This window comes from Thermostichus sp. MS-CIW-36 (assembly GCF_054059035.1).
In genome coordinates, this window is sequence record NZ_JBSSBR010000008.1 from 46,025 (window position 1) to 59,638 (window position 13,614).

The following is a 13,614-nucleotide window of genomic DNA, read 5'->3' on the forward strand; positions in this document are numbered from 1 at the left end:
CCGGCCAGCCTTCGGCAAACCCATCCGCCCAATCCCTTCCGGCATCCAGGGATCCCTTCCTCCCTGACCTGAAAGCGAAGCTTGTCACAAAATGTAACTTTGTGTTAAGTTTGGTTACAGCAACCAATACGAGGTATTAGCAATGCAATCGTCTCCCAGAATCCCTTCTCGTCTGGACTCCGCTTCTGTTGCCCAGTACTACGACACCACCAACGACTGGATTCCGGGCTGGACGGAGCAAGCAGAGCGTTGGAATGGACGCTTGGCCATGTTGGGCTTGGTGATCAGCATCGCTACGGAAGCGGCGTTGGGCCACAGTGTTTTTGCCAGCACTCTCGCCCAGTGGCTAGGTCTGCAATAACCTGCAATAATCTGTCAAAGAACTTTTCGGTAGAGCCACATCGGGCATCTCAGAGAGTTTCTCTTCGGCTTTGAGATGTTATGGCTCTACCCTTTCATCCAGCTCTTTCACCCTCCTTCAATCCCTATCTTGACAATCCAATGATGCTTGACAATCCCTTCCTCCCCTACATTGCCGTAATGGTGGCCGGGTTGGTGGCTGCTGTTGTGATTGGTTCGATGGCTTTCTTCAACTCCAAGCGCCCTGCCGGTTGGGAGAGTGCCAGTCGCCCGCGGTATGTGCCGCAGTACGGTCAAGATGGCGATACCCCGCCGGAGTGGGAGATTGGCTGGACGGAGAAGGCCGAGCGATGGAACGGACGGCTGGCCATGCTGGGGTTTGCCATCAGTGTTGTGGTAGAGGCCATAGTGGGCCACAGCGTGTTTGCCTCTGCACTGGGGATCCACTGATCCAAGTTGAAAGCTGTCCGGCGCCCAGTCGTCTCGAGGAAATAAAGGCGGAAGCTATGGAAGCCTGCTTTTTCCTCATGCGTGCTCTTTGTCTTTGCCGTGCAGTACTACCTCGCTTATCTCCTGGAAAGGCTGTACCCAAAGATCGGTGCCTCCTCCATTCGGTTGGTGTCTAGCCATCTGTTGCCTGTCTAATATGATTCTCAAAGGTGAGACGTGCTGGAAGCTCAGAAAGGTTCATAGGGATACCCACAAGCTTGAGTGTCTTGAAAAATAGATGGAAGTTATCTACCTTGTCACAGCGGAAGTAACAATCAGAGCTCTTTGTTGACCTAGACCCTGAGATAAACTCCAGGCGGAATACGTAACCATCCTCACTATCAATGCACAGCTTAATCTCTTTGATAGCCTGGATCCTAAATAACAATCGCTCTGAAGAACCGAAATCCTTGACTCTAACGTACTCCCTACTTATGGCAACGCATCCAAATGAAACCTCTTGTCCACGCTCAATTGCTTCTCTCATGCCTTTCCAGCGCGTGGAGCAAATGTAGCTGGCTACATACCTCATCAAAGGCAAAGACGGGGAAGATATAGATACGACAGGATTTCCTTGGCAATTGATGTAGTAGCTGTAGTATGGGTAGCATTCTGATTTGACAAAACCGACACTCTTCTTACTGAAGTCCACGTTCACTGAGACAATTTCGTTATACCTATAGGCAAGTCTGTTCTGCTTTCCTAGGATGTCACGATAGATGTCATGATAAATGAAGCCATTGCTCAAAATAACAACCCTAGATTTATAGGGTTGATTTGAGTACCAATAGTACCAAAGAAGCATCGATAAACCACCCAACAATCCAGAAAAAGCCATAGCAATAGGAGGTATGCCACTGGCCAAAGTGCTAGGGATCCATGTCCCTAAGGCAGAAAGTATTGCCGATAGAACTGCGAAGATAGGAAGTCCAATAAGTAGCAATGTAGATAAAGATACCGACACAACACGCATCAGCAAAGTAAAAGGGCTCCATTTCTCGATTGGCGTTTCTTCTGTTGTTACGAGGTATCCCAGTGACTTATCCCGTACCAGCTTTGTCTCGGCCTCTAATAACATCACTTATCCCCCCTCACTTCTTGGATAAGCTCCATTGGCAATCTATGCCAAAGTAGTGTTTAGAGACAAACTCATAATCTATTCTGTTTCACCACTGGATAATCTTTTTCTGAACGGCTGTCATACACATGGCAACGCGAGCATTGATCTCATCCTCAGAGCCGAAAATATCCAACTTTTCTTTGAGCCTCTGGATACAGTTTTGTACGGTCTTCTTGCTGGTGTGAATGCGATCTGCGATGGCCTGATCGGTGAGGGCTTCTTTGCAGAGCAAGTTCAAGACCTCAATTTCTCGTTCTGTCAGCTTCGTAAGACCGCGCAACTCCCGCGGCATGCGCAATTCTCCATTGAGGGCACTTTTGGCCCCCTCCAAAAACACGGTGCGCCGTTCCATTTTGTTGACCGCGGCAAACCCACCCTGGTGTTTGCTGATCAGGCCCACCAATGGAGTGAGCAGCAGCGGCTCGCTGGAATAGGCCATCACATTCAAGGTGGGGTAGTTCTCAAAGATATGGCGCAGGAACTCTAGGCCAGGCTCGGCAGACTGCTCTCCGCTGGTTTGACCATAGAGCAGATCGGCTACAACCAAGTCTGGTTGTTCCCGCTGCAGGCGCAGGATGGCGTCCATGGGATTGGTGACCGTAATGCACTGAGCATCGGCTGCAATCCGTTGCAGCCACTCACAGTTGTTCTGGGCCACCTCTGGATGATCTTCGACGATCAAAAACTTGAGCGGGGCAGTGGGGCTTTCAACCTCGGGCATCAATCCACTCCTCTAAATCCTTATCTTGTAGTCCATTCTCTGCCGAGCGAGCTTGGCCGAGATGCGTTCGTCGGCAAGGGATCCGTCTGCAAGCATAGCTCCCAGCCGACTACCCCAGTGTAGCCTCAGGTAGGGGTTTAGAGGTGAACCTGGGGGGGCAGAAAAGAACAGGCTAGGCTAGAGGGTGACGTCGACTGGATCTTAACTGTGGTACCCCTGCAAGATCGCAACCCAACCACCCGCACAGCCTATGTCACTTATGCCCTGGTGATCGTTAACATCTTAATTTTTCTGTACCAGCTAACCCTGTCGCCACAAGAGCTGGCAGCTTTTTTCCGGGAGTGGGCAGTGGTACCGATAGAGTTGACGGCCAGTTTTCGAGGGGAGATCACCTCTTCGTCGCGTCCAGAATGGGTAACCCTATTCACCTCACAATTTCTGCATGGGGGCTTTCTCCACATTGGCGGGAACATGCTTTTTTTGTGGGTTTTCGGCAACAACGTTGAGGATCGCTTGGGCCATGTGCGCTACCTCATCTTTTACCTGGCTTGCGGAGCTTTGGCTGCATTAACGCAGTGGTTTTTCGACATGGGATCCCCCATTCCTTCACTGGGGGCAAGTGGTGCCATTGCCGGCGTATTGGGAGCGTATATTTTGCGCTTTCCACGGGCCGAGATCCTAACCTTGGTGCCCTTGGGTACTTTTATCACAACCCTCTACATTCCAGCTTGGGTGTTCCTGGGCTTTTGGTTCATCCAGCAAGCTTTCTACGGCATTGCCAGCCTACAGACGCCTACCAACATCGGTATGCAGGGTGGGGGGATTGCCTATTGGGCCCATGCGGGCGGTTTTGTGTTTGGGGCCATTTTGGGGCCGCTGATGGGGTTGTTTTCCGGCAAAAGCCCTTATGACCGCCAAATGACTTGGCAACAACGTGACAGGGATCTGTTTTGATTTGATCAGCTTTGATACTTTCTCAGTCTATTGTTAATCGGATAGCAGCGTGATCGGAGAAAGCCATGGTCAGTCTATCTGCCAAGCCTCTAACTCTGGAAGACTTTCTACAACAGCCGGAAACTCAGCCCGCCAGCGAGTTCATCGAGGGAGAAATTATCCAGAAGCCCATGCCACAGGGAAAACATAGCCGTCTCCAACTAAAACTGGGTAGCTTCATTAACGAGATGTTGGAGCCTTCTCAACTGGGAATGGCATTTCCAGAGCTGCGCTGCACCTTCGCCGGATACGCGATTGTGCCCGATATTTCTGTGATCCCCTGGGATCGGATCCCTGTGGATGAAGATGGCACCATTCAAAATCTCATCCCCTTTTGCCCGGATTGGATGATCGAGATTCTCTCTCCCGATCAAAATCCAATGAAGCTGGTCAAAAAAATCTTGATCGGCCTGGATCACGGCTGCCAAATGGGGTGGGTGGTGGATCCCGAAGAAAGGGTTGTTTTCGCCTACCCTGCCGGGCAGCAGCCGACAGTACATGAGGATCCCCAAGAGGTGATCCCCGCTCCCGCCTTCGCCTCAGGGATCCAACTGACAATTGCAACTTTGTTTGGCTGGATGCAAGTTCAAGCTGGTGAGGGCCGCAAGCCCAATAGGGGATAGAAAGGGAGTGGATCCCTTTCCGACCCTCAGTTCTCATCTCAATTCAACATTATTATTCAACATTACTATTCAGTTGTTGTAGAGGGCAGGAGCTTGGGCAACCGTCTCACCAGTTTGAGGCAGCTCCTGCCGCAGCAGCGCCACCAAAGCGTTAGTGGATTGGTCGTAGAGGCTGGTCACCAGCTTGGGGTAGAGCCCAATGCCGATGATGGGGATCAACAGGCAGGCGATGATGAACACCTCGCGTGGCTCAGCATCTACCAATTCTTCGTGTTCGGTGAGCTCTTTGTTCTCTGGGCCAAAGAAAATCTGCCGCAACATCGACAGCAGGTAGATGGGGGTCAGGATCACCCCAACTGCTGCCAGGAAAACCACCACCAACCGGAAGGGGAGAGAGTAGGCATCGGTGGTGGCCATGCCGATAAACACCATGATCTCGGCCACAAAGCCGCTCATGCCGGGTAGGGCTAGCGAAGCCAGGGAGCAGGCGGTGAACATGGAGAAGATCTTGGGCATCTTCAGGCCAACGCCGCCCATTTCCTCCAGCTCCAGCGTATGGGTGCGGTCGTAGGTGGCCCCCACCAAAAAGAACAGGCTGGCCCCGATCAGCCCGTGGGAGATCATCTGCAGCATGGCGCCGCTCATGCCGATCTCCGTCAGGGATCCGATACCGATGAGCACGAAGCCCATGTGGCTGATGGAAGAGTAGGCGATCTTCCGTTTCAGGTTGCGCTGGGCAAAAGAGGTGAGGGCGGCAAAGATGATGTTCACCACCCCCAACACGATCAGCACTGGCGCAAAGTAAAGATGAGCATCCGGCAGCATGCCCGCATTCATGCGCATCAGGGCATAGCCCCCCATCTTGAGCAGGATCCCGGCCAGCAACATGTGCACCGGCGCAGTGGCCTCGCCGTGGGCATCGGGCAGCCAAGTGTGCAAGGGGAAAATGGGCAGCTTCACCCCATAGGCAATGAGGAAGGCCCCATACATCAGCAGTTGGAAGGTGAGTGGATAGGTCTTGTGGGCCAGATCCGTCATGTCAAAGCTGATGGGATCCCCGTAGAAGGCCATAGCCAGACCTGCCACCAGGATAAACAGGGAGCTGAGGGCCGTGTAGAGGATGAACTTGGTGGCCGCATAGAGGCGGTTTGCCCCACCCCAAATGGAGAGGAGCAAGTACACCGGGATCAGCTCCAATTCCCACATCAGGAAGAAAAGCAACATGTCCTGCACGGCAAACACCCCGATCTGCCCGCCGTACATGGCCAACATCAAAAAGTAGAAGAGGCGAGGCTTGAGGGTGACCGGCCAAGCGGCCAAGATGGCTAGGGTAGTGATAAACGCCGTGAGCAGGATCAGGGGCATGGAGAGGCCATCAGCCCCCACCGACCAACTCAAGCCCACTTGGGGTACCCAGGTGTAGCGCTCCAGCAGTTGCAAACCTGTCTGGCCGGGATCGTAGCCGACATAGAAGCCGGCCAGCAGAATCAGCAGATCCGTGACCGCAATGAACAAAGCAAACCAGCGGATCCGCTCGGCCAACTTTTGTGCGTAGGCGCGGGTACTGGGATCCCCAGCCGGTGCTGGGATCAGGGGAATAAATAGGGCGGCCAACACAGGGTAAGCGATGACCGTGGTCAGCCAAGGAAACTCGTGCAAGCTGGGCAGCGCCATGGATGTAACCTCGCTTGTGCCATACCATCAGGGGGATCCCTGCCGGCTGCAATCCGACAGCCCTTTACCAGAATCGCCCTTGAGTATCTATGCTTAGCAAATCTACAGGATTATCTTAAGGCTCCCTCTCCCTTTGCGTTGGGATCCCTGGGATGGAGCAGATGCATGGGTGGATGTTGTACCCGAAAATCGAAATATAGTCTTCCACTGTTCTCACAAGGTAACCGATCTCATCATGCCTCAGCCCAAACTGATCATCCACGGCGGAGCCGGCAGCGCCCTGGAAGGGGAAAGCAGCCTGGAAAAAGTGAGGGGATCCCTGCAGCAGGTGGTGGAGAGCACCTACGAGCTGCTGTTGGCTGGGCAGAGTGCCGAGGCGGCGGTGATGCATGCCTGCCAGTTGCTGGAGGATGATCCGCTCTACAATGCCGGGACGGGGTCGGTCTTGCAATCGGATGGGCAAATCCGCATGAGCGCCGCTCTCATGAACGGGGCCACCCAGTCTTTTAGCGGGGTGATCAACGTCAGCCGAGTTCAGCATCCCATCCTCATGGCCCAGGCTCTGCAATCAAGCCCGGATCGCGTGGTGGCCGAACAAGGGGCAGCGGAGCTGGCGCGGGAACTGAAGTTGCCGGTCTATGATCCGGCCACTCTCAAGCGGGTTCAAGAGTGGGTGCAGTTGCGTCAAACCCATCCCCCGACCAGGGTTCTCACCGCTCTGGCCATGGGCACGGTGGGGGCGGTGGCCCTGGATCAACAGGGGCAAATCTGTGCCGGCACCTCCACCGGCGGGCGGGGGTTTGAACGGGTGGGGCGAGTAAGCGATTCGGCCACTCCGGCGGGAACCTATGCCAGTGCGGCGGCGGGGGTCAGTTGTACTGGTGTCGGGGAAGATATTTTGGATGAGAGCTTGGCGGCGCGGATTGTGATTCGAGTGGAAGATGGCCTCAGCCTGAAAGCGGCCATGGCCAAGTCTTTTCAAGAGGCCCGCCAACGTCGCCGCTCCTTTGGGGCCATTGCTCTATCGCGCTCGGGCGAGATTGCTTGGGATACCACCACCGACCTACTGCTGGCCGCCTATCACGATGGGCAGGGGATCGGCTTGACGATCTAGGCTGCCAACCGGGCTTGCGGGCTTAGACCTGGACAAGCCTGAGGCGGTTGGATAAGAGTAGAGATAGTACTTAAACAAACCAAGTCTGCCCCCTGGCGGGCCACTGTAGAGCGTTTATGGCACTTCACGCGGAGTTGCACCGTCATTTGGGCGGTTCGGTTGTCCCCCGAATTCTGTGGCGCTATTTTCACCGCCAGGGATCCCCTTTGGCAGAGCGCTTTCCCACCTATGCCGAGTTTGAGGAGTTCTACACCCGCCCGCGCAACACCCTCGAGGATTACCTGGAGCTGCACACGCTGGTGGAACAGGTGCAGACCCTGGAAACCCTGCCCTATTTTATCTACCGCCTGCTGCGGGGAGCCTACATCTTTGAGGATCTGGCCTACCTAGAGATTCGCTACACCCCCTACCTGCGCACGGATCCCAGCCTGGATGAGGCGGAGCGCCTCAAGCAGATGCGCCAGGTAATCGAGACGGTAGGACAAGCCAGTCAACAGCGAGAGTATCCCATCGTCACCACCCAGATCGTCTGTTTGCACTCGCGCTTGCCCAGCCACATCAACCGAGCCATGGTGGAAGCTGCCGCCGAGTCGGAGTATGTGTGTGCCATCGACCTGGCCGGAGGAGACAAGCCCTACGGTGAACGGATGGACGAGTGGATTGAGCTGTTCAAGTATGCGCTGGCCCGGGGCCTGAAAACCACTGCCCACCTGTACGAAACTTTGGATGGCTGCTACCCGCAGTTACTGCCCTATGTCTCGCGGATCGGCCACGGCATTCAGATCCCCCTCCACTATCCAGAATTGCTGCCGGAGCTGGCGCGGCGAGGACAATGCCTAGAAGTTTGTCCCACCACCTATCTAAAAACGGGAACCCTGCCCAGTTTGGAGCCCCTCAAGGTTGTGTTTGACCGCTGCTTTGAGGCGGGGGTGGATATCGCCATCTGCACCGACAACGCCGGCTTGCACAATGTACGCCTGCCGTTTGAGTACGAGAACCTGCTGACCCACGACATCATCGATTTCGAGCAGCTCAAACACTGCCAGGAAGCAGCCTTTCGTCACGCTTTTGCCTGGCCCTACAAGGGGCGTCCGGCCTCATTGTTGTCGGAGTTACAGCAGGGGGTATCTGCTTCTTTGGTGGCTCTCTGATCCCCTCAGCGGGACGGAGTCTTTATTCTTCATCCGAGCTTCTTGAGAATAGGGAAGGGATCCGTAACAGAGACAGGGGCAGCTTTCGCAAGGGAAATAACCGCTTGGATCCCTTGCCCGGAGCGATGCTGAGGGGCATCCGAGGGTGGATGAAGCCCAACAGAATCCAATGCTGAGTCTACTGAGCCAAGCATGAAGGTCTATATCAGTGCCGATATTGAAGGGATCGCCGGCATCAGCCATTGGGATGAGGCCACCATCGGCCAGCCGGGTTACGAGCCATTCCGAGAGCAGATGACCCGAGAAGTGATCGCGGCTTGTGAGGGATCCCTGGCTGCCGGAGCCACGCAGATCACAGTCAAAGATGCCCATGACTCCGGGCGGAACCTCATCCCCGAACGGTTGCCGGAGCCGGTGCAACTCATCCGCGGCTGGAGCGGCCACCCCTACTGTATGGTGCAAGAGTTGGATCGCAGTTACGATGCCCTGCTCCTAATCGGCTACCATGCCCGCGCCGGATCTGCTGCCAACCCCCTCGCCCACACCTACACCACCGAAGTTAGCCAAATCCGGCTGAACGGCCAGGCCATCGCCGAGTTTCACCTGGTCAGCCTCACGGCTGCCTATGAGGGAGTCCCAGTTGTGTTTGTAGCCGGAGATGCGGAGGTGTGTGCCGCAGCGAAAGCTTATGACGCCCACATCGAGACGGTGGTCACCCACAAAGGGATAGGCCAGTCGGTCATTACGCCACATCCGCAGCAGGTTCTACAGGCCATCCGCCAAGGTGTAGAGGGATCCCTGAGGCGGCTGTCGGCCTACCGTCCTCGCCCACTGCCGGATCACTTTCAATTGGAAGTGGACTACAAGGATCCCGCTCGCGCCTACCGCAAGTCTTTTTATCCCGGCTGCCGGTGGATTGCCGATTCCACGGTTCGGCTGGAAGTTTCCGAGTGGTTTGAGGTGTTGCGGGCTTTGGAGTTTATCGTGCTCACCTAGCCAGGGATCCAAGCGGCATCTCGATGAGGCGAGCAGCAGCTTCCCTGAGGCTGGTCTCGGAAAGGTCAGACAGCTCAATCCGGGCCCGAAGGCGATTGAAGTTTTGCTGCAGCCCGTGTCGATAGGTGGGGTCGTAGTGCTGCTCCAGCAACTCCTGCACAAACTGCGGCCAGTCTTGGGCGTCGATCAGCTCAAACCAACGCTGCAGGCGGGCCTGGCCAAGACGGGACTTCAGAGGCAGCAATTTTTCCTTCAGCGCTTGGGGGTGAGCAATCCAGTGGGGATAGTGGGCGATTAACCCCTTCACCCGCTCCTCTAGAGGCAACTGCACTTCGACACAGTCGGCTTGGGTAAGGGCTTGCCAAAGGGCAGGCGGCAGATGGAGCTGGCCCACTTTGGCACTCTCAGCTTCTACCCAGACTGGCTTGGCGGGATCCCACCGGAGAAAAACCTGCACCAGTTGACTCTCAAAGCTCTTCTGGCTGGGCTGCGGCACCCCCCACTCGGCCCCCAGGAGGGATCCCCGGTGACAGGCCAGCTTTTCCAGATCGAGAACTTGGGATCCCTGTTGGCGCAGATGGTGAAGCAACTGGGTTTTGCCGCTCCCTGTTGGTCCGCAGAGCACTCGGTAGGTAAATTCCTGGGGCAAGATCTGCAGCTGTCGGCGCACCCAGGCCCGGTAGGTTTTGTAGCCACCTTGCAAAACCGTAACCTGCCAGCCCACCTGGGACAACACCAACGCCAAGCTGGCAGAGCGCTGCCCTCCCCGCCAGCAGTAGATTAGGGGCCGGTAATCGCGATCTTTATCGGCAAAATGGGTTTGCAAGTGGCGACTGATGTTCTGGGCCACCAAGCTTGCCCCTCGTTTGCGGGCTGTAAAGGGATCCACCTGCTTGTAGAGCGTGCCCACCTCCGCCCGTTCTGTATCGTAGAGTACAGGCAAGTTGATGGCTCCCGGCCAATGATCCTCTGCGAACTCTGCCGGAGAGCGCACATCGATAATTTCGCTGTAGGTGTGCAGCCAGGGCTCTGCAGTGAAGTGAATCGGAGGAGACACAAACCTGCGGATAGAAATGGCAAGCTGTGTTCTATCTTGGCAGGGTTCTGGCCAAGGCTCACCGCCCCAGCTTTAACTTGGGAGAGCCGAGGTCAAGCGCAGGGTGACCCGAAGGCTTGGGTTGGATATCCCTCTTGATTGGGCTTTTGCTCTTTCTTTGCTCTTTATTGAATTGATTTGCCAGAGGTGCTATGGGATCCCATATTGCGGCAGAACCTTACCCCTATCCCTACAACGGTGACTTACGGCCTGAGAACACCGCCCTGATCGTCATCGATATGCAGACCGATTTCTGCGGGGTAGGTGGCTATGTAGACAAAATGGGCTACGACATTTCCCTCACCCGTGCCCCCATAGAGCCGATCCGACGGGTTTTGGCGGCAATGCGAGCCCTGGGTTTTTTCATCGTGCATACCCGCGAAGGCCATCGCCCCGATCTATCAGATTTGCCGGAAAACAAGCGCTGGCGCAGTCAACGCATTGGGGCAGGCATTGGGGATCCCGGTCCCTGTGGGCGCATCCTAGTGCGAGGAGAACCCGGCTGGGAAATTATCCCGGAACTGGCTCCTCTGCCAGGGGAGGTGATCATCGACAAGCCGGGCAAAGGCGCTTTCTATGCCACCGATCTGGACTTAATCCTGAGGCGCAAAGGCATCCAAAACCTGATCTTGACGGGCATCACCACCGATGTATGCGTCCACACCACCATGCGAGAAGCCAACGACCGGGGCTATGAATGTTTGTTGCTATCCGATTGCACAGGTGCCACAGACTACGGAAATTATCTCGCTGCTCTGAAGATGATCCAGATGCAAGGGGGGGTTTTCGGGGCAGTTGCCGATTCAGGTGCCCTGATAGCAGTACTTCAGGAACTCAAAACCGACTAGACCTCGTTTCTTTACGTGTCTTTACGTGAGACACCCAAACCAGGAGATCTTGACCAACCATGACTACCACTGCCCAAACTGAAATCTCAACAGCACGGAAAGCCCCCCCGGAACTGGAGGTCGTCAACCTCACCAAGCGATTTGGATCCCTGTTGGCCCTAGACCACGTCTCGATGAAACTCAAGCCGGGATCCCTTCATGCCTTACTTGGGGAAAACGGAGCCGGGAAAAGCACCCTCGTCAAGTGCGTGATGGGCTTTTATCATGCTGACTCTGGCGATGTTTGCATTGATAAACGAGCTCGTGCCATCCACAGCCCACGGGATGCCTATCACTACGGCATTGGCATGGTGTACCAACATTTCACCTCTGTACCCGCCATGACTGTGGCGGAAAACTTGGTCTTGGCCCGCCCAGATTTGCCTTTGGTGATTGACTGGAAAGAAGAGGAAAAAAAGCTGGCAGATTTTATGGAAACAGCCCCTTTCCAAGTCAACTTGCGGGCTTTTGTTTCCGAACTATCGGCAGGAGAAAAGCAGAAGGTCGAGATCCTCAAGCAGCTTTATTTGAACACCAAGATCCTGATCTTGGACGAGCCTACTTCTGTGCTCACGCCAGAGGAAGCCGACGAAGTCTTGGGCCTTGTGCGTCGTTCGGTGGAAGCTGGCGACCTGAGTGTATTGCTCATTACCCACAAGTTTCGCGAGGTGAATGCCTTTGCCGATGAGGTGACGGTGTTGCGACGTGGGAAGCTGGCCGGCCATGGACAAGTGAAAGATTTATCCACAGCAGAAATGGCCGAAATGATGCTGGGCCGGCAACAGGTGCAGATCCAGTTGGAGAAAGCCTTGGTCAAAGGGGGATCCCCTCTGCTGGAAATTGAAGGGATCCAGGCTGACAAGGACAATGGCTTGCCCGCTGTGCGGGGGGTGACCCTGACTGTTCATGGAGGTGAGATTGTGGGAATTGCCGGCGTTTCCGGCAACGGCCAGCGGGAGTTGATGGAAGTCTTGGCCGGGCAGCGGATGGCTACAGCCGGGCAGATCAAGATCAACGGGCAACTGTACAGGGCCACCCGCGCAGAAATGGTGCGCCACCGGGTTTGCTGTTTGCCGGAGGAACCTCTGAGAAATGCCTCGATCCCCAACATGAGCGTTGGCGAAAACTTGGCCCTGCGTCGTTATGACCGGGATCCTATGGCCAAAGGTTGGATGTTGATCTGGCAAGAGATTTGGCGCTCTGCCCGCGCGTTAATCGAGCAATTTAAGGTGAAAACGCCTGCAGCCCAAACTCCCATCAGCCACCTGTCGGGGGGTAATGTCCAGCGAGCCACTTTGGCACGGGAACTCGCCGGAGATCCACAAATTTTGATCGCCGCCAATCCTTGTTTTGGTCTGGACTTTGCGGCACTAGATTACATTCACTCGCAGATTGTGGATGCTCGTAACCGAGGAGTTGCCGTCTTGCTGATCAGCGAAGATCTGGACGAGCTTCTCAAGCTCTCCGATCGTTTGCTGGTGATGGCGGGCGGTCGGATCGTCTATGAAAGTCCTATCAGCAGCGTGGATCTCAAAGAAGTTGGCCACAAGATGGGCGGACATTAAGCATTAAGTGATTTGGTAAGTAATCAGCAGTGAATATGACATGGCTTCCCCTCAAATGGAGAGGTGAGCCCGAACTTTTTCTTCATCCATCTGGTTGGTCGGCCCCTCCATGATAAGGGATCCATTCTCCATGAGATAAAAATAATCGGCTAGGCTTTGGGCAAACTCAAAATACTGCTCCACCAGCAACACCGAAACGCCCCGCTCCTTTTGAATACGGGTGATGGCTTCTTCAATCTCGATGATGATGGAGGGTTGGATCCCTTCTGTAGGCTCATCCAGGAGCAAAAGTTTGGGCTCCGCCACCAAAGCTCTGGCGATGGCCAGTTGCTGCTGCTGCCCACCGCTCAAATCCCCACCCAGCCGTTTAAGAAAAGAACGCAGAATTGGGAATAGGTCATAGACAAACTCAGGTATGATCCGTTCTCTGTCCGGTGCCGCTTCTAGCCCCACCAGCAGGTTTTCCTCAACCGTTAAGCGGGGAAAAATCTCTCGACCTTGGGGCACATAGCCGATACCGGCACGGGCTCGCCAATTGGGAGGGTAATGGTTGATAGGACGGCCCTCAAAAGCAATTTTGCCTGTGCAGTCTTTCAGAAGTCCCATCAGGGCTTTAAGTGTGGTGGTTTTGCCCATACCATTGCGGCCCAGAAGGCAAACCGCTTGGCCGGGAAAGATCTTAAAAGAGAGATCCTTTACAATTAAACTCTGACCATAGTAAACCCTCAAGTTGGAGACCTCCAGGAGAGGCCCGGATCCATCTCGGGATAAGTTTTGTGTTGCGGTCGCGTTTTCCGTATTCATGGGCCTGCGCATGGGTCAGTT

Annotated in this window: 14 protein-coding genes; 9 read left to right on the top strand and 5 right to left on the bottom strand. The window is 55.1% G+C overall.

Features of this window, described 5'->3' with window-relative positions; all coding sequences use genetic code 11:
- Positions 1–142 precede the first annotated feature (142 nt).
- Together ACVWVQ_RS05490 and psb35 are read left to right on the top strand one after the other, a co-directional pair.
- Positions 143–361 (top strand): hypothetical protein, encoded by a 219-nt coding sequence (locus ACVWVQ_RS05490; RefSeq protein ID WP_414374672.1) that lies wholly within the window; start codon positions 143–145, stop codon positions 359–361.
- A 140-nt stretch (positions 362–501) separates the two neighbouring features.
- On the top strand, positions 502–810 hold the full coding sequence (gene psb35, locus ACVWVQ_RS05495) for a photosystem II assembly protein Psb35 (RefSeq protein WP_041437432.1): 309 nt from the start codon (positions 502–504) through the stop codon (positions 808–810).
- A gap of 172 nt (positions 811–982) precedes the next feature.
- On the opposite strand, the gene ACVWVQ_RS05500 is transcribed toward psb35, so the two are convergent.
- Complete coding sequence (locus ACVWVQ_RS05500) at positions 983–1,930, bottom strand: hypothetical protein (RefSeq protein WP_457507321.1); 948 nt, start codon at positions 1,928–1,930, stop codon at positions 983–985.
- An 85-nt stretch (positions 1,931–2,015) separates the two neighbouring features.
- A complete protein-coding gene (locus ACVWVQ_RS05505) occupies positions 2,016–2,690 on the bottom strand; it encodes a response regulator transcription factor (RefSeq protein WP_414408845.1) in 675 nt (224 codons plus the stop codon).
- A 207-nt stretch (positions 2,691–2,897) separates the two neighbouring features.
- Between ACVWVQ_RS05505 and ACVWVQ_RS05510 the strand changes: the two genes are divergently transcribed.
- Both ACVWVQ_RS05510 and ACVWVQ_RS05515 read left to right on the top strand, forming a co-directional pair.
- Positions 2,898–3,644: a rhomboid family intramembrane serine protease gene (locus ACVWVQ_RS05510; RefSeq protein WP_457507323.1), complete on the top strand. Its 747-nt coding sequence runs from the start codon at positions 2,898–2,900 to the stop codon at positions 3,642–3,644.
- 65 nt (positions 3,645–3,709) lie between these two features.
- Positions 3,710–4,306 carry a Uma2 family endonuclease gene (locus tag ACVWVQ_RS05515; RefSeq protein WP_457507325.1) on the top strand — a complete coding sequence of 199 codons (597 nt, stop codon included), beginning with the start codon at positions 3,710–3,712 and terminating at the stop codon, positions 4,304–4,306.
- 69 nt (positions 4,307–4,375) lie between these two features.
- Here ACVWVQ_RS05515 and ACVWVQ_RS05520 read toward each other — a convergent pair whose 3' ends face one another.
- Positions 4,376–5,980 carry an NAD(P)H-quinone oxidoreductase subunit 4 gene (locus ACVWVQ_RS05520; RefSeq protein WP_414331642.1) on the bottom strand — a complete coding sequence of 535 codons (1,605 nt, stop codon included), beginning with the start codon at positions 5,978–5,980 and terminating at the stop codon, positions 4,376–4,378.
- 235 nt (positions 5,981–6,215) lie between these two features.
- Here ACVWVQ_RS05520 and ACVWVQ_RS05525 point away from each other — a divergent pair, with 235 nt between their 5' ends.
- The 3 genes from ACVWVQ_RS05525 to ACVWVQ_RS05535 all read left to right on the top strand — a co-directional run bounded on the left by ACVWVQ_RS05525 (position 6,216) and on the right by ACVWVQ_RS05535 (position 9,241).
- Positions 6,216–7,094 carry an isoaspartyl peptidase/L-asparaginase gene (locus tag ACVWVQ_RS05525; RefSeq protein WP_414390902.1) on the top strand — a complete coding sequence of 293 codons (879 nt, stop codon included), beginning with the start codon at positions 6,216–6,218 and terminating at the stop codon, positions 7,092–7,094.
- Positions 7,095–7,210: 116 nt separating this feature from the next.
- A complete protein-coding gene (locus ACVWVQ_RS05530) occupies positions 7,211–8,245 on the top strand; it encodes an adenosine deaminase (protein ID WP_457489334.1) in 1,035 nt (344 codons plus the stop codon).
- A 192-nt stretch (positions 8,246–8,437) separates the two neighbouring features.
- Positions 8,438–9,241 (top strand): M55 family metallopeptidase, encoded by an 804-nt coding sequence (locus ACVWVQ_RS05535; protein ID WP_457507327.1) that lies wholly within the window; start codon positions 8,438–8,440, stop codon positions 9,239–9,241.
- Here the strand turns inward: ACVWVQ_RS05535 and mnmH are convergent.
- Positions 9,234–10,298 (bottom strand): tRNA 2-selenouridine(34) synthase MnmH, encoded by a 1,065-nt coding sequence (mnmH, locus tag ACVWVQ_RS05540; RefSeq protein ID WP_457507329.1) that lies wholly within the window; start codon positions 10,296–10,298, stop codon positions 9,234–9,236. The two genes, ACVWVQ_RS05535 and mnmH, sit on opposite strands and share 8 nt — an antisense overlap.
- Before the next feature lie 191 nt (positions 10,299–10,489).
- Here mnmH and biuH point away from each other — a divergent pair, with 191 nt between their 5' ends.
- A complete protein-coding gene (gene biuH / locus ACVWVQ_RS05545; RefSeq protein ID WP_457507331.1) occupies positions 10,490–11,185 on the top strand; it encodes a biuret amidohydrolase in 696 nt (231 codons plus the stop codon).
- A gap of 59 nt (positions 11,186–11,244) precedes the next feature.
- Positions 11,245–12,789: an ABC transporter ATP-binding protein gene (locus tag ACVWVQ_RS05550; protein ID WP_457507333.1), complete on the top strand. Its 1,545-nt coding sequence runs from the start codon at positions 11,245–11,247 to the stop codon at positions 12,787–12,789.
- 51 nt (positions 12,790–12,840) lie between these two features.
- On the opposite strand, the gene urtE is transcribed toward ACVWVQ_RS05550, so the two are convergent.
- A complete protein-coding gene (gene urtE, locus ACVWVQ_RS05555; RefSeq protein WP_414374660.1) occupies positions 12,841–13,605 on the bottom strand; it encodes an urea ABC transporter ATP-binding subunit UrtE in 765 nt (254 codons plus the stop codon).
- Positions 13,606–13,614 lie beyond the last annotated feature (9 nt).